Source organism: Qingshengfaniella alkalisoli (assembly GCF_007855645.1).
Classification (GTDB): Bacteria; Pseudomonadota; Alphaproteobacteria; order Rhodobacterales; family Rhodobacteraceae; genus Qingshengfaniella; species Qingshengfaniella alkalisoli.
The window spans coordinates 173,999-192,118 of the sequence record NZ_CP042264.1; the positions used below are offsets into that span (position 1 = coordinate 173,999).

General features: G+C 63.1%; 18 protein-coding genes. 6 read left to right on the top strand and 12 right to left on the bottom strand.

The window, feature by feature from the left end; all coding sequences use genetic code 11:
* The first annotated feature begins 418 nt into the window (after positions 1-418).
* On the top strand, positions 419-637 hold the full coding sequence (locus tag FPZ52_RS19635; protein ID WP_420851729.1) for a hypothetical protein: 219 nt from the start codon (positions 419-421) through the stop codon (positions 635-637).
* A 734-nt stretch (positions 638-1,371) separates the two neighbouring features.
* On the opposite strand, the gene FPZ52_RS15780 is transcribed toward FPZ52_RS19635, so the two are convergent.
* The 5 genes from FPZ52_RS15780 to FPZ52_RS15800 all read right to left on the bottom strand — a co-directional run bounded on the left by FPZ52_RS15780 (position 1,372) and on the right by FPZ52_RS15800 (position 6,272).
* A complete protein-coding gene (locus FPZ52_RS15780) occupies positions 1,372-1,965 on the bottom strand; it encodes a DJ-1/PfpI family protein (protein ID WP_146366578.1) in 594 nt (197 codons plus the stop codon).
* 67 nt (positions 1,966-2,032) lie between these two features.
* Positions 2,033-2,998, bottom strand: a complete 966-nt coding sequence (locus tag FPZ52_RS15785) for a substrate-binding domain-containing protein (protein ID WP_146366579.1) — start codon at positions 2,996-2,998, stop codon at positions 2,033-2,035.
* A gap of 39 nt (positions 2,999-3,037) precedes the next feature.
* A complete protein-coding gene (locus tag FPZ52_RS15790; protein ID WP_146366580.1) occupies positions 3,038-4,033 on the bottom strand; it encodes an ABC transporter permease in 996 nt (331 codons plus the stop codon).
* Positions 4,030-5,589, bottom strand: coding sequence for a sugar ABC transporter ATP-binding protein (locus FPZ52_RS15795; RefSeq protein ID WP_146366581.1), 1,560 nt, complete (start codon positions 5,587-5,589; stop codon positions 4,030-4,032). The genes FPZ52_RS15790 and FPZ52_RS15795 overlap by 4 nt, the downstream gene beginning before the upstream one ends.
* Positions 5,586-6,272 (bottom strand): GntR family transcriptional regulator, encoded by a 687-nt coding sequence (locus FPZ52_RS15800; RefSeq protein ID WP_146366582.1) that lies wholly within the window; start codon positions 6,270-6,272, stop codon positions 5,586-5,588. Before FPZ52_RS15800 ends, FPZ52_RS15795 begins: the two co-directional genes overlap by 4 nt.
* A gap of 103 nt (positions 6,273-6,375) precedes the next feature.
* Between FPZ52_RS15800 and FPZ52_RS15805 the strand changes: the two genes are divergently transcribed.
* From FPZ52_RS15805 to FPZ52_RS15820, 4 genes are read left to right on the top strand one after another with little or no spacing between them, the layout of a single operon-like run.
* The gene (locus FPZ52_RS15805; protein WP_146366583.1) at positions 6,376-7,404 is read left to right on the top strand and encodes an Ldh family oxidoreductase; all 1,029 of its coding nucleotides are present in this window, start codon (positions 6,376-6,378) and stop codon (positions 7,402-7,404) included.
* Positions 7,401-8,606: an iron-containing alcohol dehydrogenase gene (locus FPZ52_RS15810; protein WP_146366584.1), complete on the top strand. Its 1,206-nt coding sequence runs from the start codon at positions 7,401-7,403 to the stop codon at positions 8,604-8,606. Before FPZ52_RS15805 ends, FPZ52_RS15810 begins: the two co-directional genes overlap by 4 nt.
* An 11-nt stretch (positions 8,607-8,617) precedes the next feature.
* A complete protein-coding gene (locus tag FPZ52_RS15815; RefSeq protein WP_146366585.1) occupies positions 8,618-10,081 on the top strand; it encodes an NAD-dependent succinate-semialdehyde dehydrogenase in 1,464 nt (487 codons plus the stop codon).
* A gap of 21 nt (positions 10,082-10,102) precedes the next feature.
* Positions 10,103-10,942 (top strand): alpha/beta hydrolase, encoded by an 840-nt coding sequence (locus FPZ52_RS15820; protein ID WP_146366586.1) that lies wholly within the window; start codon positions 10,103-10,105, stop codon positions 10,940-10,942.
* Here the strand turns inward: FPZ52_RS15820 and FPZ52_RS15825 are convergent.
* Entirely contained in the window at positions 10,929-11,276 is a 348-nt protein-coding gene (locus FPZ52_RS15825) for an enolase C-terminal domain-like protein (protein ID WP_146366587.1), read from the bottom strand. The genes FPZ52_RS15820 and FPZ52_RS15825 overlap by 14 nt on opposite strands.
* 170 nt (positions 11,277-11,446) lie before the next feature.
* Here FPZ52_RS15825 and FPZ52_RS15830 point away from each other — a divergent pair, with 170 nt between their 5' ends.
* Entirely contained in the window at positions 11,447-11,938 is a 492-nt protein-coding gene (locus tag FPZ52_RS15830) for a hypothetical protein (RefSeq protein ID WP_168201382.1), read from the top strand.
* A 402-nt stretch (positions 11,939-12,340) separates the two neighbouring features.
* Here the strand turns inward: FPZ52_RS15830 and FPZ52_RS15835 are convergent, their stop codons facing one another.
* From FPZ52_RS15835 to FPZ52_RS15860, 6 genes are all read right to left on the bottom strand, one after another.
* Positions 12,341-12,709 (bottom strand): AbrB family transcriptional regulator, encoded by a 369-nt coding sequence (locus FPZ52_RS15835; RefSeq protein WP_146366589.1) that lies wholly within the window; start codon positions 12,707-12,709, stop codon positions 12,341-12,343.
* A gap of 122 nt (positions 12,710-12,831) precedes the next feature.
* Positions 12,832-13,830 carry a 4-hydroxythreonine-4-phosphate dehydrogenase PdxA gene (locus FPZ52_RS15840; protein ID WP_146366590.1) on the bottom strand — a complete coding sequence of 333 codons (999 nt, stop codon included), beginning with the start codon at positions 13,828-13,830 and terminating at the stop codon, positions 12,832-12,834.
* Positions 13,827-14,543 (bottom strand): GntR family transcriptional regulator, encoded by a 717-nt coding sequence (locus FPZ52_RS15845; protein ID WP_146366591.1) that lies wholly within the window; start codon positions 14,541-14,543, stop codon positions 13,827-13,829. The genes FPZ52_RS15840 and FPZ52_RS15845 overlap by 4 nt, the downstream gene beginning before the upstream one ends.
* Position 14,544: 1 nt before the next feature.
* Positions 14,545-15,465, bottom strand: a complete 921-nt coding sequence (locus tag FPZ52_RS15850; RefSeq protein ID WP_146366592.1) for a dihydrodipicolinate synthase family protein — start codon at positions 15,463-15,465, stop codon at positions 14,545-14,547.
* On the bottom strand, positions 15,462-16,637 hold the full coding sequence (locus tag FPZ52_RS15855) for an L-rhamnonate dehydratase (RefSeq protein WP_146366593.1): 1,176 nt from the start codon (positions 16,635-16,637) through the stop codon (positions 15,462-15,464). Before FPZ52_RS15855 ends, FPZ52_RS15850 begins: the two co-directional genes overlap by 4 nt.
* Positions 16,634-18,118, bottom strand: coding sequence for a tripartite tricarboxylate transporter permease (locus FPZ52_RS15860; RefSeq protein WP_146366594.1), 1,485 nt, complete (start codon positions 18,116-18,118; stop codon positions 16,634-16,636). Before FPZ52_RS15860 ends, FPZ52_RS15855 begins: the two co-directional genes overlap by 4 nt.
* Between the last annotated feature and the right edge of the window lie 2 nt (positions 18,119-18,120).

The following is an 18,120-nucleotide window of genomic DNA, read 5'->3' on the forward strand; positions in this document are numbered from 1 at the left end:
ACTTCAACATTTCAGCGGCTGTGCCGTGGGTGAAACAGGGGGCAGAGATTCTGTTCGTTTGCGAGCGGGCACGTAGATCACCATGGTCTGGACTGAATTCGCCCGTTGCAGATATGAGCACAGCGGCGACCGATACACGGGCGCTTCCGAACGATTTCTCGCAGGTCCCGACGAAGCGACGCCATTTCTAAGCTGGGCGCAACAACGGCCTGTTGGAGACCTTGAACCGTCATCTCGTCGCGGAGGCGCGTGAGACCGAAGGACATGTGCCCGGCCCGACCGCAGGCGTGTTCTACAGGCAAGCCAGTTGGCGCCCCTGGTTCAAACCCACTGGCAAGCCTGTGAGACCCACCGAACGTAGCGGGGTGAGAGGCTGTGACCTGGGCAAGCGTCACATCGTCAGGGCAATGTTGGGTTCATGGTTAGTCTTGCCGTGCATAATGCCGATGGTCAGGATCGAGACGGCGCGTCGGAGCTGCTGAAGTCCATCACGATCACCTATCCGATGCTCCGCCATGTCTCCGCCGATGGCGGATATGCCGGATCAGACTGCGAAGGGCCCTTGAGTAAATCGGGCGATGGACGGTGCAGATCGTCAAACGCTCCGATACTGCACAAGGCTTTCAAGTCATCCTGATCTTTCCTCCGAAATCCGGGCCGTTGCGAACTGAAATTTTTCACCTTTGAATGGGCGCAGGAGGAAAACCCATGAAGCGGTAGCGTTTCGCTGAAGCCCAAATCATGGGTACTCTGCGGCAGATGGCGGGCGGTATGCTGGTGACCGAACTGTGCTGCGAACATCACCTCGTGATCGTTGAGCAGAGCTTCCTGTTCGGCGATCTCCACAGAACGACGTTCCAGGGCCCGTTCCCTTTCCGACAGCACCCTCTCCCGTACAGCCACCGACTGCTCCCTCCCCCGATTTCTCTCTCTCTCTCGCCTTCAAAGAATCCCTCTCCACCGCAAGGCGGTTTTCAGCTTCGGCCACAGCCCTCACCCCCGGCGCCAATTCCTGCGCCCGGACCTCGAGCCCGGTCTCGATCCGCAGGTTCTGCGTCCGTTCTTGTGCCATTGATTTGGCCGCCACCTCGCGCGCTGCATATTGCTTCGTCGTCAGACGCTCCTGCGTAGGCCCCTTCCGCAGGAGCCCGCAAGGCTTGCCCACCGCTTCGTAGTGGCGGCCCTGAAAGACCTTCATCGCCGAAGTATAGGCCGCCTTTCGCTGTAAAGGCAGTAACGATCGTGCAATCGCCGGCGCGGGAAGGTAGTCAATTTTACCGTAATCGGACTTTCAAGCTCAGACTGATGGTGAAGGGCCGAAGTTAATCGACCCTCCGCCTACACAAAGATGTTGCAATCACCCGGCGCCGATCAACCGTGACGGATCTCAGTGCCCAACACCTTCAGGCATTCCCGCATGAATGCAGCGAGGCCCGTCCAACCTTTCGCCGAGACCATCGTACCGTCGACGTAGGCTTCCTTCGGCTCGACGTCGATATAGGTTCCGCCAACGGCGGCCACCTCGGGCGCGCAGGCGCCGAGGCCGGCGACCTTCTTGCCCTTGAGCACACCGGGCACCGCCATAAGGATCTGAACGCCGTGGCAGATCGTGAAGATCGGCTTCCCGGTATCGTGGAAGTGCTTGACCATCGCCTGGATCCGGGGATCGGTGCGGATGTATTCCGGCCCGCGTCCGCCTGCGGCATAGACAGCGTCGTAGCTGTCAAGCTCGACCTCGGCTTCCGCGAAGGTCTTGTTGATTTCCGCAAAATGGCCCGGCTTTTCGGTGTAGGTCTGGTCGCCCTCGAAATCGTGGAGCGATGTCTTGATCAGGTCGCCTTCGTTCTTGTCGGGGCAGACGACATGAACCGTGTGGCCGACGGCCTCCATGCCCTGCTGGTAGACGTAAATCTCGTATTCTTCGGTGAATTCACCGGTGAGCATCAGGATCTTCTTACCGCTCATCTGGGCCTCCTGGGGTTTGGGTTGTTCGTCCGGCCGCCAGCTGGACGACCGGACAGCGTGTTTCGGATCAGAACGGCGAGTCCGGGAAATAGAACTGGTCCGCGTTCTCGGGCGTGATCAGCGGCGCGTCCAGCTTGAACGAGCCGCGCATGGGCGCCTGGCCCGCGAACTGCGCCGCGGTCATGTGCATCGCCGAGGCGATCATCGACGGCGGATAGGGGGTGGAAATCGGCGTGCGTTCGTCGCCCGCCTTCACCATCTCGATCACCTGTTTCATGCCGTTGCCCCCGAGAGCGTACTTGATGTCCTCGCGCTCCGCCATGTCCACGGCCTCGAGCACACCGAGCAGCATGTCGTCATCGTTCGCCCAAACCGCGTCGATGTTCGGATACTTGCCGAGGTAGTCCTGCATCAGGGTGAAGGCCTCGTCCTGGTTCCAGTTGGCATACTGGATGTCGAGGATCTCGATATCCGACTGCTCGATGACCTCGGTAAAGCCCTGGATGCGCTCGTCGTCGATAACCGTGGGAATGCCGCGCAACACCACGATCTCGCCCTCGCCGCCCAGCTTGTCGACCAGCCATTCCGCGGTGTTCGCACCCACCGCGATGTTGTCGCCCGCGACGTAGAGATCCTGGATGGACGGATCGGTCAGGCCGCGGTCGACGACGGTGATGAAGGTGCCGTTCGAGGCGACCTGCTCGACCGGGCCGGTCAGTTCCTCGGACGTGAAGGGCAGGATGACCAGCGCGTCCAACTCGTTGGTGGCCGAGAGGTCCTCGAGCGAGGACACCTGCGCGGTCGCCGACGAGGCGGTCGAGACGATTACGTCGACATTCGGATAGGCAGCCTCGAGCTGCTTTTCCGCTTCCTGCGCGTGGTAGACGACTCCGCCGGTCCAGCCATGGGTCGCGGCCGGGATCGACACCGCGATGGTGAACTCCTTGTCCTGGGCGATGGCGGCCGTGCCGACCAGCGCCCCCGCAATAACCACGCCCGACAAGAGCGCCGCACCTTTGATGTTGGTTCTCATGGTTCCCTCCTCCATTGGGTAAGTCTTGGCTCCGCCCGTTCAGCGGGAGCTCGTGAAGCGGTGCGCCAGCATGGCGATGATGATGATTGCCCCCTGCACCGCGGCGACGAGGTATTCCGACACCATGTCCGACAGGACCATGACGTTGGCGATGACCTCGAGGATGAGCGCGCCGGCGACCGTGCCCCAGATATGGGCCTTGCCGCCGCGCAGAAGCGTACCGCCGATGACGACGGCCGTGATGACCTGCAGCTCCCAGAGCTGGCCGGTGGTCGGTGTCGCCGCGCCGAGGCGCGGGACGTAGCAGATCGCCGCGACGGCCACGCAGAAGCCCTGGATGACGAAGGCCATGGTCCGCACCCGCCCGACATGCACGCCCGAGAACCGCGCCACGTCGGCGTTCGACCCCACGGCCGTGACCCGACGGCCGTACTTCGTCCGGTAAAGGATGAACGCGCCGAGCAGGGCGATGACCAGGGTGATCAGCACCGGGTAGGGAACGCCCAGGAAATCGCCGAAATAGACCGGTCGGTAGGCGTCGCGCAGGCTGCGGTCGATGGAAAGCGAACCGCCATCGGTCATGAATGTGATGAAGGCGCGAAATATGCCCATCGTGCCGAGCGTGACGATGAAGGGCTCTATTCGCCCCACCGTTATGATCAGCCCGTTCATCAATCCGCAGAGCGAGCCCACCGCCAGCGCGACAACCGCGCCGGCCGGAATGGCCCAGGGCCCAAGCGACGGGGCAAGCGCGTTCATGGCCATGATCATGATTCCGACGACGAAGGCCAGCATCGACCCGATCGACAGGTCGAGCCCGCCCGTCGCGATCACGAAGGTCGCGCCGACGCCGATGATGGCGATGAAGGCGCTGCGCGTGATCACGTTCAGGATGTTGTTGGCGGACATGAAGTTCGAATTGATCAATGCGCCCAGCAGGACGATCACCGCCAGCGCAATGAACGGGGCAAGGTCGCCCCAGCGGATCCTGAAGCCCTCGCCTTCCGGAAGTGCCGCGATTTCTGCGCTGCTCATGCGCGTTTCCTCCCTTCGGTGTCGTTGCCGCTGCTCGCGGCGGCGTAGACGACGTTCTGTTCCGTGATATCCTCGCCCGTCAGTTCGGCGACGAAACGCCCACCGCGCATCACCAGCACGCGGTCGGACAGGCCGACGAGTTCGGGCAGTTCTGACGAGATCACGACGCAGGCCTTTCCGGCCCGGACGAGATCGTCGATGAAGCGGTAGATCTGGCTCTTGTTGCCGATGTCGATGCCGCGGGTCGGTTCGTCGATGATGACCACCGAGGGTCCTGCCAGCATCACCTTGGCCAGCAACAGCTTCTGCTGGTTGCCGCCCGACAGCTGCCCCGCCTCGATCGACAGGGTGCGGACCCGGATGTCGTATTCCTGGACAGCCGCCTTCACGCTTTGCAATTCCTGCCTGCGGTCGAGCGACAGGCGGGGGTTGACCAGATCCAGCGCCTGAAGCGTCAGGTTGGGACCCAGCCCCTCGTTCAGTAGCAGTCCCTTTCCCTTGCGGTCCTCGGTCAGGTAGACAAGGCCCGCCTGCATCATCACGCCCACGTCGGGTCTCGTGATGTTCCGCCCGTTGACCCGGATCGCACGGGCCTGCGACGGCCGCAGACCCATCAGCCCTTCGATCAGCTCGGTGCGCCCGGCACCGATCATGCCGCCGATGCCCAGCACCTCGCCGGGGCGGACGGTGAACGAGCCGGCGAACTTGCCGTGCTCGACCGAAAGTTCCTCGACCGAGAGCACCGGATCGGCGGTGACGGCACCTCGTTTCGGCGGGTAGAGCATCGACAGTTCCCGCCCGACCATCAGTTCGGCCATCCGGCGCTGATCCAGGTCAATTGCCGGCCATGTTCCGATCATCTTGCCGTCGCGCAGCACGGTGACCCGGTCGGCCAGCGCCTCGACCTCTTCCAGCCGGTGCGAGATGTAGAGCACCGCAACCCCCTGCGCGCGCAGGTTGCGCACGATGCCCAGCAGCGCATCGACCTCGTCATTGGCCAGCATGGCCGTCGGTTCATCGAGGATCATCACCTTGCGGTCATCCAGCAACGCACGGGCGATCTGCACCAGTTGCCGTTGGGCCAGCGGCATGTCGCCAACGCGGGTCGTCGGGCGCGCATTCGCGCCGACCCGGGCCAGAACCTCGGCGGTGCGGCGGTTCATCTCGCGGTCGTCGACCCGAAATCCGCGCGAAAGCTCGCGGCCCAGGAACAGGTTCTGCGCCACGGTCAGGTCCGCGGCGAGCAGGATTTCCTGGTGCACAAGCACGATCCCGGCATCCTCGGCCTGCACGGCGTCCGCGAAGGCGACCGGGGTTCCGGCCATCGACATTGCGCCGCCGGTCGGCGCAACGTGACCGGACAGCAATTTCATGAGCGTGGACTTACCTGCGCCGTTCTCGCCTATCACGGCGTGAACCTCGCCCGCGCAGATATCCAGCGTCACGTCCTTCAGAACGGTGATCGGGCCGTAGGCCTTGGTCAGGCCCTCGGCATGAAGCACAGGTTTCTCGGACACGGCAGGGGCGTCCGTGGCTTTGCGGGCCGGATGATTCATTCGAAAGCCGCCGCAAGCCGGTCGCGCGACCGTTCTATATGATCGTGCATCGCTTGGAAGGCTCCGTCCGCGTCGCCCGCGCGGAAGGCGGCCAGCAGGCGTTCGTGTTCCTCCAGCGCCTCCTGGGTCACGCGGCTGTGGAACATCAGCCGGAAGATATGCAGGTGGATATGCTGGTCGTTCAGGGCTTGGCGCACGAACTTGTTGTCCGCGACCTTCAGGATTTCATCGTGGAAATGCGCATCCGCCCGTGCAAACCGGGAATACCGGCTGTTGCGGTCCACCGGCTGTTCGCCCTTCTCCATGTCGGCCGCCGCGCTTTCGATCCGGGCCAGCGTGTCGGGCGTCAGCTTGAGACAGGCCTGCCGGGCGCTTTCGGGTTCCAGCATCAGCCGGAACCTGTAGAGGTCGTCGAATTCCTTGTGCGTAAGCTGCGGCGAGGCGGAATAGCCGATCAAGTGCGCCTTCCGCACAAGGCCCTCACGCTCGAGCCGAGTGAGAGCTTCGCGCACGGGGGTCTGGGACACGTTCAACTCCCGCGCCAGACCGTCGATGGGGATGCGCGCGCCGGGCGGGATCTCCAGCGACATGATTCGCTGGTAGATCTGTTCGTGAATGCTCGCGGCGATACTCGAAGGCCGCACGAATCCGCCTTTCTGGTCGCGATCCTTCGCTATAGCCATTCGTTTCCTCCCCGATCAGCATTCTTGACAAGCGCGATCCTAACACCGATATGATATCGAATGTCAAATACAATATCATATAGGATTTGATTCGGGGGCAAGTTTGCTGTTGTCAGCAGAGGGTTTACGGGAGATCGCGGAGCGCGCGTTGAGTGCGCAGAGGGTTGCGCCCTCCCATGCCCGGATTCAGGCTGATCTTCTGATCGAGGCGGAGCTGCGGGGATTGCCATCTCACGGCCTTCAGCGGCTACCGCGACTCGTCGCGCGGCTGAAAGCCGGGCTCGCGCATCCCATGACCTCGGGCAGCGCGCACTGGTCGCGTCACGGCGTCCTTTCGGTGGATGGCGAGCGCGGCCTTGGCCCGGTCGTAGTGATGCGCGCGATGGAACAACTGGCGGCGCAGGTGCCGCAACAGGGTATCGCGCTGGCCGCGATCCGGAACGCCAATCACATCGGAATGCTCGCCTATTACGCCGAGGCCGCCACCGCGCGCGGATACATCGCCATCGTCCTTTCCACGAGCGAGGCGCTGGTTCACCCTTACGGCGGGATCGAGGCGATGCTGGGCACAAACCCCATCGCCATCGGGATCCCGACAGAGGCAGACCCGTTCATCCTCGATCTCGCGACCAGCCGGGTTTCGATGGGAAAGATCCACCATCACGCCCTTACCGGCAACCCGATCCCCGATGACTGGGCTGTCGACGCGCATGGCTGCCGCACCACCGACCCGGAGGCGGCCAAGACCGGGGCCATTGCGCCTTTCGGCGAGGCCAAGGGATACGGGTTGGGCCTTGGCGTGGAACTGCTGGTTGCCGCGCTTGCAGGATCGACCTTCGCACCCGAGGTTCGCGGCACGCTGGACGCGGTCGACGTGGCCAACAAGGGCGACGTCCTGATACTCGTCGACCCCGCTTCCGGGTCGGGCACGGCTGCCGGACTGGCCGCCTATCTTGACCGGCTGCGTGCTTCGCGGCCTGCCGACCCCGACCGGCCGGTGGCCGTGCCCGGCGACGGGATGCGCGCCCGCCGGGCACGCGCGCTTTCGACGGGCATAGACCTGCCAGACTCCCTGCATGACGAGATCCGCGCCCTTGCAAGGGTAGCGGAACGAGAAAAGGAGACGAAATGACGATATTCGGCACGATCAGGGCCCCGCGAGAACTGATCTTCGGCGGGGGCCAGCGCGCGGCGCTTGGCACGGTCGCCGCGAAACTCGGACAGCGGGCTCTGGTCATCACCGATGAGCGTCTGGCAGGCGACCGGGATTTCCTTGGTATGGTCGCGCAGCTGGAGGCCGCCGGTCTTTCGGTCAGGATCGACGTCTCGACCCAGCCGGACGTGCCGGTCGAGACCGCCGTCGCCAGCGCGGCGGCCGCCCGTGACTTCGACCCCGATCTCGTGATCGGCGTGGGGGGCGGCTCCTGCCTCGACATGGCGAAATGCGTCGCCGTCCTGCTAACCCATGGCGGAAAGCCGCAAGACTATTACGGCGAGTTCATGGTGCCCGGCCCCGTGATGCCCGTGATCGCGGTCCCCACGACCGCCGGCACCGGATCCGAGGCGACGCCCGTCGCGGTCCTGTCGGATTCCGAGCGGCAGTTGAAGGTGGGGATCTCCTCGCCCTTCCTTATTCCTACGGCCTCGATCTGCGACCCCCATCTTACGCTCACCTGCCCGCCCTCGCTGACAGCCATTGCCGGGGCGGACGCGCTGACCCATGCGATCGAGGCCTTCACCGCGATCCGCCGCGATCCCGTGCCGGGTCTGGCGCAGGAAAGGGTCTTTGTCGGGAAGAACGCGACCTCGGACCATTTCGCGCTGACCGCGATCGGGCTGCTCTGGGAGGGGCTGGAAGCGGCCTGCACAGATGGCGGAAACGCCGAGGCGCGCGCGAAGGTCATGCTGGGCGCCACCACGGCTGGGCTTGCCTTCGGCGTGGCGGGGACAGCTGCGGCCCACGCGATCCAGTACCCCGTGGGCGCGCTCACCCACACCGCCCACGGGGCTGGCGTGGCCTGCCTCATGCCCTATGTCATGGCGTGGAATGCGCCCCGGATCGGACCTGAACTCGACCAGATCGCCCGGGTCACGGGGCTGGGCGGTGGCGCCGAGGTCATTCCAGCCGTGGCCGCGCTGTTCGGCCGGATCGGAATTCCGCGAACCCTGCGCGACCTCGGGCTGGCCGAGGACCGTCTGGATTGGGTGGCCGAGCAATCCTGCGGCATCGCACGGCTCGTCCAGAACAACCCGCGCCCGCTGCCGTCCGAAGAGATGCGGCGCCTTGTCGGCGCAGCGTTTCACGGCGAACTGGCAATTCTCGAAACGAACTGAGGGACATACCCATGACGCTTGACAACGCTTTCATCGGCTACGCCGACCCTGCCCTCCACGCCGCGGGGCTGTATATCGGCGGCAAGTGGCAGCCCGGAACAGGCATTCCTGTTCTCGACCCCTCGACCGGCAAGACCCTGGCCGAGGTGCCGGATGCCGGAATCGACGACGCGATGCGCGCCGTCGACGCCGCCCATTCCGCCGCGGCCGGATGGCGCCGCACGCCGTCGCGCCAGCGTTCCGAAATCCTGCGCCGCTGGTTCACCCTGATGACCGAGCACGCCGAGGAACTGGCCCTGCTGATCTCGCTGGAGAACGGCAAGGCCTTGCCGGATGCGCGCGGCGAGGTGGCATATGCCGCCGAATTCTTCCGCTGGTATGCCGAAGAGGCGACCCGGGTCGGCGGCGAATTCCGCCATGCCCCCTCGGGCGCGCACAACATCCTCGTGGATCACGAACCGATCGGCATCGCGGTGCTGATCACGCCGTGGAACTTCCCGGCGGCAATGGCCACCCGCAAGATCGGCCCGGCGCTGGCCGCCGGCTGCACGGTGATCCTGAAGCCGGCCTCGGAAACCCCGTTGACCGCCTATGCGATGGCCCGGCTTGGCGAGGAGGCCGGGGTGCCGCCCGGTGTGGTGAACGTGCTGACGACGTCGCAACCCGGGCCCGTGACGGGCGCGATGCTGGCCGACCCGCGGGTGCGCAAGCTGTCCTTCACCGGATCCACGGGCGTGGGACGGACCCTTCTGGCCGAGGCCGCGAAATCGGTGGTGAACTGTTCGATGGAACTGGGCGGCAACGCGCCCTTCGTGGTGTTCGACGACGCGGATCTTGACGCGGCACTGGACGGCGCGATGGTCGCCAAGATGCGCAATGGCGGCGAGGCCTGCACCGCAGCCAACCGGTTCTACGTCCAGTCGGGAATCCATGATGCCTTCGTCGCGGGGCTGACCCAGCGGATGGCGGCACTGAAGCTGGGCAAGGGCTACGATCCCGAAACGCAGTGCGGCCCGATGATCACCACAAAGGCGGTCGAAAAGATCGGCCGGCTGGTCGACGAGGCCAAGTCGCGCGGAGCCCGGGCAACGACCGGGGGCGAACCGCTGCCGGGAAGCGGCTACTACTATCCGCCGACCGTTCTGGAAAACGTCCCGACCGACGCCGCCCTGGCGCATGAGGAAATCTTCGGCCCCGTCGCCGCCGTCTACCGGTTCGAGACCGAGGAGGATGCGATCCGGCTGGCGAACGACACGGAATACGGCCTTGCCGCCTATGTCTATTCGCAGGACATCATGCGGGCGATGCGCGTGGGACGCAGTATCGAGACCGGGATGGTCGGCATCAACCGGGGCCTGATGTCCGACCCGGCCGCCCCCTTCGGCGGCGCCAAGCAAAGCGGCCTCGGGCGCGAGGGCGGCGTGACCGGCATCCTCGAGTTCATGGAGCCCAAATACTTCGCCGTGGAATTCTGACACGGATAGAAAGGACGGACAATGGCGGAACGTGACCTTTACCGCAACCGAGACTTCATCCCCGATTTCGACACGATCATGGCAGAGACGGAGGCGCGGAGCCGCGCCCTTGCTGCAAGCTCTCGCATCGAACGGGACCTGGGCTACGGACCCACCCCGCGGCAAAGCTTCGACCTCGTCTTTCCGCCGGACCCGGTGCCGGGCGCGCCGCTGCACATGTTCATCCATGGCGGCTACTGGCGCGCGGGTAGCAAGGAGGCGCATACGCTGGTGGCGGCCCCGGTGATCGCGGCGGGGGGCATCGCAGCGCTGGTTGGATACGACCTGATGCCGGACACAAGGCTGGCCGAAATCGTCGCGCAGGTGCGTGCCGCAACACGGCACCTTGTCAGGATCGCGCCCGCCTTCGGCGCGGACCCGGCGCGTTTCACGGTCAGCGGCCATTCCGCCGGCGCGCACCTTGCCTCGCTGCTGGCCGCCGAGGCACCAGGCGACCGCACCACGCCCGACCTGGCGCCGCTTCGGGCGATGCTTCTGGTCAGCGGAATCTACGACCTGTCGGGCATTCCCGACTCGTTCCTGAAGGACGAGGCCAAGATGCGCGCCGACGAGGCGAAGGACTGGTCCCCCCTGACCGCACGGCACCGGCCCGGCCCGTCGCGGATTATCACGCGGGGGCAGGCGGAAACGGCTCCCTTCCAAGATCAGGCAATCGCCTTTGACACCATGCTGAAGACGGCAGGGCAGGACACGGAACTTCGTCTGGAGGCCGGCGCAAACCACCTTACGGTCGTCTTCGAGTTGTCCGATCCGGAGACGCCCCTTGGCCGAAGACTTGCAAGGATGGTTACGGCATCCTGATCCGGCAGACGGGCACCGTGCCCATGTCGCACCAAGTGCCGGCCCTTACCAGTTGGCCATCTGGCAAGATGGCATCGAGCGCCGGGATCTGCTCGGGCGCGAATGGGTGTCGTGTCGCCACCGCCTCGTCGATCTCTATGTCGAGGCCCGGCGCCATCGGGACCGACCAGGCGCCTTCCTGCATCTTCAGGGGATACGCCGCGCAGATCTCCTCGAACCGGGGCACGATGCCGACGGCTTCCTCCTGGATGAGGAAGTTCGGTGTGGCGACGTCGAAATGCAGCGCCGCGGCGCCTGCCACCGTTCCCATCGGGTTGCGTGGCGCGATGCCCATATGCGCGGCTTCCGCGATGGCGTCACTGTTTTCACGGCGGGATTTTCTGCCAGCTGGTCTCAAGGCCGCTCAGATCGAAATTGTCGGGGACACGATCCGGATCCATTCCGATCGACCAAATCTGCGGCGGCGTGTCCGCGCTGTAATACGGTTTGCCACAGGCGCGTCAGGTGGCAGATCGCAGGCATCTCCTGGAGAACGCGAGCGCAGCCTTCTTGGCTGCCGTGCAGCGGAATATGTCTGCGATCCGCAAGGCCTATGGATACCGGACGATTACGCGCCTCACTGCCAATGATGATCCTGTAAAGGGCGATCGCAGTATCGTTCCCGTGGAGGCCCGGAGCATCAACAGGATTTTCACCGACTATGTGAAGGGCATCACCAAACTTGGACATGAGGAGGATATGCCAGGTGCGCAGGAGGCATTGAGTGATCTGATCAACCGCATCGTGCTGCTGCCGAACGCATCGACGGGCAAGCTCGACATCCGCCTTGAGGGCGATCTAGCGGGATTGCTGCGCCTTGCGGTGGGAAGGGGTTCTTCAAAGGCAGCGAAGACCTCGGACGATAGATCCGAAGTCTTTGATACTATTAGTAAATTAGTGTTGGCTGCGGGAGTGGGCAACCATCGTCATCTACCCCAACCTGCCTGCTATGTTTGAAACATTCTTCAACGCTTCACGCGAGCGCACCAAGCATTTGATCTGAATTGAAGCGTTTTTGAGCGAGACACCTGTCACGAGACGCTACCGAGCAGCACTACGAACAACTTATAAGCACCAAATCCCAAACACGTCCCTCAATCAAAGCGCTCAGGGCGGAAACTCTCCAACATCGGATAACAGATTGACAGTCCCATTTCCTCGGCTAGCATCTCGCCCACGATCAGGCCAAGTGTTGTACCACTGTGACTGAAGGCAACATGGCAGCCTGGGAGCGCCGAAGGCTCCCCGAAGACCGGCTCGCCATCGCCGGGAATAGATTTCGGACCAAGGTGAACACCCGCGACTTCGATTTCGGGTATCGGGTCCAGACCTTGCCGGATTCCTCCAGTATGTGAATCCTCATGAGAAATTGACATCAAAGCCAAACAATCGGACCAGAGCATAGCGACACGAGAACACGCCGATGACCAACGTCCCGGCCAAGACGACGAAGCTCAATGGCCATGTCATAGCGTACTGCAGGAAATCTGGCGTTACCGAAGAGCCAATCCCTATCCCGATAAAAAGAATACAACTGTTTGCCAGGCCAGCTGGCAACGACAGGGAAAGTCCCATGATGGCCGCGACCGTCACTGCAACAGCCGAACCGGTGAGAAACGGTACGGGCAACCCCAACGCCGCAAACACGGCTGCCCCCGCGGCGCCCACTGTCAGCGCGGTCGCAGACTCTTTCGATGAATTTTGACGAAAGCCACGAGCCACTGACATGGTCTATGCGGGCTGCCGATCTACAATGCGTTCATCGTCGCGCATGGCCAAGTATCGCACCAATCGTCCTGATCCTTCAGAGGCGCCCACGGCCAATGTCACTCGATCAGGCATCCAAGCCCTCACGTCCAGTTTCTAACCATGTCGCAGGCGATGTCAAAAGCGGCTCTTGTCGCACCCACATCCGCCTTTCCCTGCCCCGCGATATCAAACGCCGTTCCGTGCGCAGGCGTCGTGATCGGATAGGGTATTCCGCCCTGAACTGTTACTCCACGGGAAAAGCCCATCAATTTCAGGGCGATCTGCCCCTGATCATGGTACATCGTAACGACCGCGTCGATCTCTTTCGCTGCAACCTTCAGAAAGACGGTGTCCGATGGCCACGGACCGCTAATTGCCATCTGCTTCGCCGCGTGTTTCTCGACCACCGGCTGCAAAAGATCGATTTCCTCTGTGCCGAAGTTGCCGCCGTCGCCCGCATGGGGGTTCAAGGCTGCAACGGCGATCCGCGGACGCTTGATGCCAGAGCGTCGCAGTGTCTTGTCGGCTAGCTCAATTGCGTCGTCCAAACGCTGTTCGGTGATCGTATCGGCAACATCTTTCAGCGCGATATGGCTCGTGACCCGGCTTGTCCACATACCGTCTAGCGTGTTCAGCTCTGACAGGTAGTCCGTCACGCCGAGACGTTCGCCGATATGGTGCAATTCGTCCGGATGCTGCAATCCTGCCAAATGCATCGCCGCTTTGTTGAATGGCGCAAAAACCAGCGCTTCGATCACCCCTTCTTTCAGCAGATCGAGCGCCCTGTTGAGCGTTTCCAGAACCGACTGTCCAGACGTTACCGTTTCCCCGGCAATGCGAATGTCATCGGCATTGATCGTGTGGGTCTCGACCCAGGGAAAGCCCTCGCCCTTTGTTGCTGCCCAGCCTGAGCTTGGTTCGACCGGTCTCAACGCAAAAGGCATGTCTGCCTGGGCCATCCCCTGCTCGAAAATAACGCGATCACCAATCAGCAGGATGTCGGCGGCCTCTGCAACGCCGTCTGAGTTCAGCAGGCGCGCGACAAGTTCCGGCCCGATGCCGCTGGGGTCCCCGGGAATGATACCGATGCGTGGGGTCATTTTTTCTGTGCCTCGTGTTCCTGTTCGGATCGTGTCTTGGCGATGTTTTCGACCGTCGTGGACAGATGCGTGCGAAGCGCCTGACGACAGGCCCGCGCGTCGCGACGTTCCAACGCCTTGAAGACTTCTTCATGCTGGTACAGCGTGCGCGGTCGATCCGGTTGTCTTTGGGAAGATATGAAGCGCGCCCGCCACAGGCGCGCGTTGTATTGCCGTTGGGTCTCGGCCAGGGGCCGGTTGCCGCTGGCAGTGACGATCGTTTCGTGAAACGCCATATCACGGCGAAAGAAGGTGAGCGGATCATCAAGGTCGGAACGTTCAATCATCTGTCGACAGATGCTGCCGATTTCCCTGATCTGCGCGTCCGTCGCGTTGGCACAGGCCTGTTCGCCGGCGAGTCCCTCAAGGGCGCCCAGCACCGACAGGTTCTGGGCCAGCGTGTCGAGATCGGGGTCGGCCACGAAGGGCCGGCGGGTGGGCGAGTACTCCACCAGCCCCTCGATCTCGAGGAGCCGCAGCGCCTCGCGCAAAGGCGTTCGGCTGATTCCAAGCGCATCCGCCAAGTCACGCTCGCGAATGGGTTCGCCAGGAGCCAACCGCTCGAGAAGTATGAAATCACGCAACTGATCCGCCGCTTCCTCGGCCAAGGATTTGCGTGCCCCGATTGGTGCGAGCTCTGCCAATTTGTCCTGAGGTCCGGCGGAAAAAGTCATCTCAGTGTCCCCACTTCATCGAAATCGGATCCAATGGACGCAGATGTCCAAGCAGTTCCGCGCGCAGCTCGGACGCAAGCGGGGGCACCGGATGGCGGCAGAAATCAGAGGCGAATACCTTGCCCTCGACCATCGCCGCCTTCGCCGCCCGGAACCCGCACAGCCGGTTCTCGTGATTGATGGCGGGCAGGATGCGGGTGTAAAGCGCCACGGCCTTGTCCCGGTCGCCGCCGCGATGGGCCGCGACCACCTCAGCGATATGTTCGGAAATCATCGCCGAACACATCGTGCCGGTCGCGCCCGCATCCAGGTCGGGCAGCATGGTGATGCCTTCCTCGCCGTCCAGCGGGCTGACGATGGCCCCGCCCCCTTCCGCGATCAGCGCGCGCAGCTTCACCGCCGCCTGCGGGCACTCGATCTTGAAATGCTGCACCATCTCGATTTCGCGCGCCATGCGGACCAGCAGGGGCACGGGCAGATCGACGCCCGACAAGGGCGCGTCCTGGATCATGATCGGGATGCCGACCTCGCCCACGGCGGCGAATTGCGCATAGGTCTGTTCGGCCGTCCCCTTCAGCAGCGCGCCGTGATAGGGCGGCATCATCATCACCGCCACGGCACCCAGGTCCCTGGCCAGCCTCGCCCGCGCCACCGCGATGGGCGTGGCGTAATGCGAGATCGTCACGATCACCGGGATCCGGCCCGCGACATGGTCCAGCGACAGCCGGGTCAGCGCCTCGCGTTCCTCGTCCGTGATCAGGAACTGTTCCGAGAAATTGGCCAGGATGCAGACCCCGTCTACCCCCTGGTCGATGATGCAGTCCAGCACCCGGCGCATGCCGTCCATGTCCAGTGCGCCGTCGTCGTGAAACGGGGTCGGCGCCACGGGCCAGGCCCCTGTCAGTTGCCCTTGCACGCTCATTCCTCGATCTCGAAATGCTGCAGATGCTTGTCGGTGATGACAATTCCCAGACCGGGCAGATCGTCGTCAAGCTGAAGGAACCCGTTCTTGGCCTCGGGATCGCCCTCGAAGATATAGTAGAACAGCTCGTTGCCGACCTCGACATCAAAGACCGGGAAATATTCCGAGATCATGCAATTCGTGTTGGCCATGGTCAGGTGATAGTTGTGCATCTGCCCGGCATGGGGGATCACCGGCACCTGGAAGGCCTCGGCGATTGCGTTGATCTTTTGCGCCGCGGTGATGCCGCCGACCCGGTTGGTGTCGTATTGCAGGACGGAAACGGCCTTCTTCTCGATCAGATCCTTGCAGCCGATTACGGAAAATTCGTGCTCGCCACCCGAGATTGGGACGATGTTCATTGCGTTCAGTTCCGCATAGCCCGCCACGTCATCGGCGATCACCGGTTCCTCCAGCCAGCGCGGTTCATACTTGGCCAGCTTGGGCAGCGTGCGTTTCGCATAGTCGAGGTTCCAGCCCATGTAGCATTCCAGCATCAGGTCGGCATCGTAGCCGATGACCTCTCGCACGGCTTCGACCCGTTTTAGGTTCTCGCGCAGCCCTGCCATGCCCTCCTTCGGACCCCAGCCGAAGCGCATCTTGTAGCCGGTATAGCCGTGCTTCTTCGCCTCTTCCGCCTCGGCCTGCATGGACTCGACCGGGCCGGAATAAAGCTTGGAATAATAGACCGGGATCTTTTCCTTGGTGCGCCCGCCCAGAAGCTTGAACACCGGCTTGCCGGCCAGCTTGCCCATCAGGTCCCAGATCGCGATGTCGATGGCCGAGATCGCCGTCATGCCGATGCCCTTGCGGCCCCAGGCATGGCTGCGCCGGTACATCTTTTCCCAGATATAGGCGTAGTCGAACGGATCCTCGCCGATCACGAGGGGCGCGAACCAGTCGTCGATGGCCTTCTTGACCACGGTCGGGGCCAGCGCGGCGTTGCCGATGCCGATGGTGCCGTCCTCGGTCTCGATCTCGCAGGTCAGCCACTGGTGAAAGCGGAAGCTGCCCATGGCGTCGCCGCCGCGATGGATCACGTCCGAGGCATTGGTGCAGAAGTTGCCCGCAGGGGGGACGGTCGGGCCGGTCCAGTTCCAGACACGGGTGCGGACGGATTTGATCCTTGTCACGAGATAGCCTTTCTTTTCTTGGCGAAGCCCTTCAGTGCAGGGCCAAACAGAGCGAGAAGAGTGAGAGCGAAGAAGACGAGCGCGATGGGCCGTGAGAAGATCATCCACCATTCGCCGCGGAACATCGCGACCGATTGACCAAGCCTCTGCTCGACCATCGCGCCCAGAACCAGCCCAATGGCAAGCGACACGACCGAGAACCCGTAGCGGTTCATCAAAAAGCCGATCACCCCGAAGGCCAGTGCGATATAGACGTCGACCACGGATTGGTGGATCGCATAAGCGCCCACGATAGAGAACAGAAACACCAGTGGCCAAAGTATGCGCACCGGGATGGTTGTGATCCGCGCAAAGATCGGCGCGCCGCCCAACCCGACGACAACGAAAAGCAGGTTGGCCACGAGAAGCGCGGCGAAGATCACGCCCAGGAACTCGCCCTGTTCGGCGAATAGTGTCGGTCCCGGCTGGATACCCTGCGTCAACAGACCGGCGAGGATTATTGCGGCGGTCGGGCTTCCGGGGATGCCAAGTGCCAGTGTTGGCACCAGACTGCCGCCTATCGCAGAATTGTTGGCCGCTTCAGAAGCTGCGATGCCTTCGATCTCACCCTTGCCGAAGTTGTCGCGATTTGGTGACCAACGACGAGCCTCGTTGTAGCTGATCATGGACGCGATAGTTGCGCCCTCTGCGGGTAGCACGCCGATGAAGGTACCGATCCCAGTCGATCGGAATATCGTTGTGCGAATGCGCCGGAAGTCTTCGCGCGTGGGCAATTTTGCAGCTTTCATGGCAACAACGTGCCGCGTGATACCGAGTTGGTTCGACTGGCCCAGAAGCTCGGCAATTCCGAAGATTCCGATCATGACCGGGACAAAGCCGATGCCTTCGTACAGCGCGTGTGTTCCGAAGGTGTAGCGCTCGACTCCGGTCAGAAGATCGACGCCGACCGTTGCCAACAAGACCCCAAAGGCCCCGGCGATCAGGTTCTTCAGTGCGGAGCCGCCGCCAATCGTCGCGAGCATAGACAAGCCGAATAGCGTGAGAGCAAAATATTCCGGTGGGCCAAAGTCATAGGCCAGACGCGCCATCAACGGTGCCGCGATGAATAGAAAGATGATGCTGATGAACCCGCCAATCGTGGACGCGATTGTCGCGACACCGAGCGCACGGCCAGCCTCCCCCGCCTTCGCCAGCGGATAGCCGTCCAGGCACGTCGTGGCCGATGCGGATGTGCCGGGCGTGTTGATCAGGATCGCCGTTATCGCACCGGCAAAGGTTGCCGATCCGTAGATGGTCGCAAGGACGACCGTTGCCGCAACGGGCTCCATCGTCAGGGTGAAAGGCAGCAGCAGCGCAGCGCCGGTGGTCGCGTTCAGACCGGGCAAGACGCCGATGATTGTGCCTGCGATTGTCGTCAGGACGATGAGACCGATGAGCTGGGGATCGCCCAGTGCTGTCAGGCCAGAAAGTATGTCGCCCATAG

Excerpts from the sequence above, each read along its gene's own strand:
- FPZ52_RS19635 (WP_420851729.1), top strand. The coding sequence starts at position 419 with ATGGTTAGTCTTGCCGTGCATAATGCCGATGGTCAGGATCGAGACGGC.
- FPZ52_RS15780 (WP_146366578.1), bottom strand. The coding sequence starts at position 1,965 with ATGAGCGGTAAGAAGATCCTGATGCTCACCGGTGAATTCACCGAAGAA.
- FPZ52_RS15785 (WP_146366579.1), bottom strand. The coding sequence starts at position 2,998 with ATGAGAACCAACATCAAAGGTGCGGCGCTCTTGTCGGGCGTGGTTATT.
- FPZ52_RS15790 (WP_146366580.1), bottom strand. The coding sequence starts at position 4,033 with ATGAGCAGCGCAGAAATCGCGGCACTTCCGGAAGGCGAGGGCTTCAGG.
- FPZ52_RS15795 (WP_146366581.1), bottom strand. The coding sequence starts at position 5,589 with ATGAATCATCCGGCCCGCAAAGCCACGGACGCCCCTGCCGTGTCCGAG.
- FPZ52_RS15800 (WP_146366582.1), bottom strand. The coding sequence starts at position 6,272 with ATGGCTATAGCGAAGGATCGCGACCAGAAAGGCGGATTCGTGCGGCCT.
- FPZ52_RS15810 (WP_146366584.1), top strand. The coding sequence starts at position 7,401 with ATGACGATATTCGGCACGATCAGGGCCCCGCGAGAACTGATCTTCGGC.
- FPZ52_RS15815 (WP_146366585.1), top strand. The coding sequence starts at position 8,618 with ATGACGCTTGACAACGCTTTCATCGGCTACGCCGACCCTGCCCTCCAC.
- FPZ52_RS15820 (WP_146366586.1), top strand. The coding sequence starts at position 10,103 with ATGGCGGAACGTGACCTTTACCGCAACCGAGACTTCATCCCCGATTTC.
- FPZ52_RS15825 (WP_146366587.1), bottom strand. The coding sequence starts at position 11,276 with ATGGGCATCGCGCCACGCAACCCGATGGGAACGGTGGCAGGCGCCGCG.
- FPZ52_RS15835 (WP_146366589.1), bottom strand. The coding sequence starts at position 12,709 with ATGTCAGTGGCTCGTGGCTTTCGTCAAAATTCATCGAAAGAGTCTGCG.
- FPZ52_RS15840 (WP_146366590.1), bottom strand. The coding sequence starts at position 13,830 with ATGACCCCACGCATCGGTATCATTCCCGGGGACCCCAGCGGCATCGGG.
- FPZ52_RS15845 (WP_146366591.1), bottom strand. The coding sequence starts at position 14,543 with ATGACTTTTTCCGCCGGACCTCAGGACAAATTGGCAGAGCTCGCACCA.
- FPZ52_RS15850 (WP_146366592.1), bottom strand. The coding sequence starts at position 15,465 with ATGAGCGTGCAAGGGCAACTGACAGGGGCCTGGCCCGTGGCGCCGACC.
- FPZ52_RS15860 (WP_146366594.1), bottom strand. The coding sequence starts at position 18,118 with ATGGGCGACATACTTTCTGGCCTGACAGCACTGGGCGATCCCCAGCTC.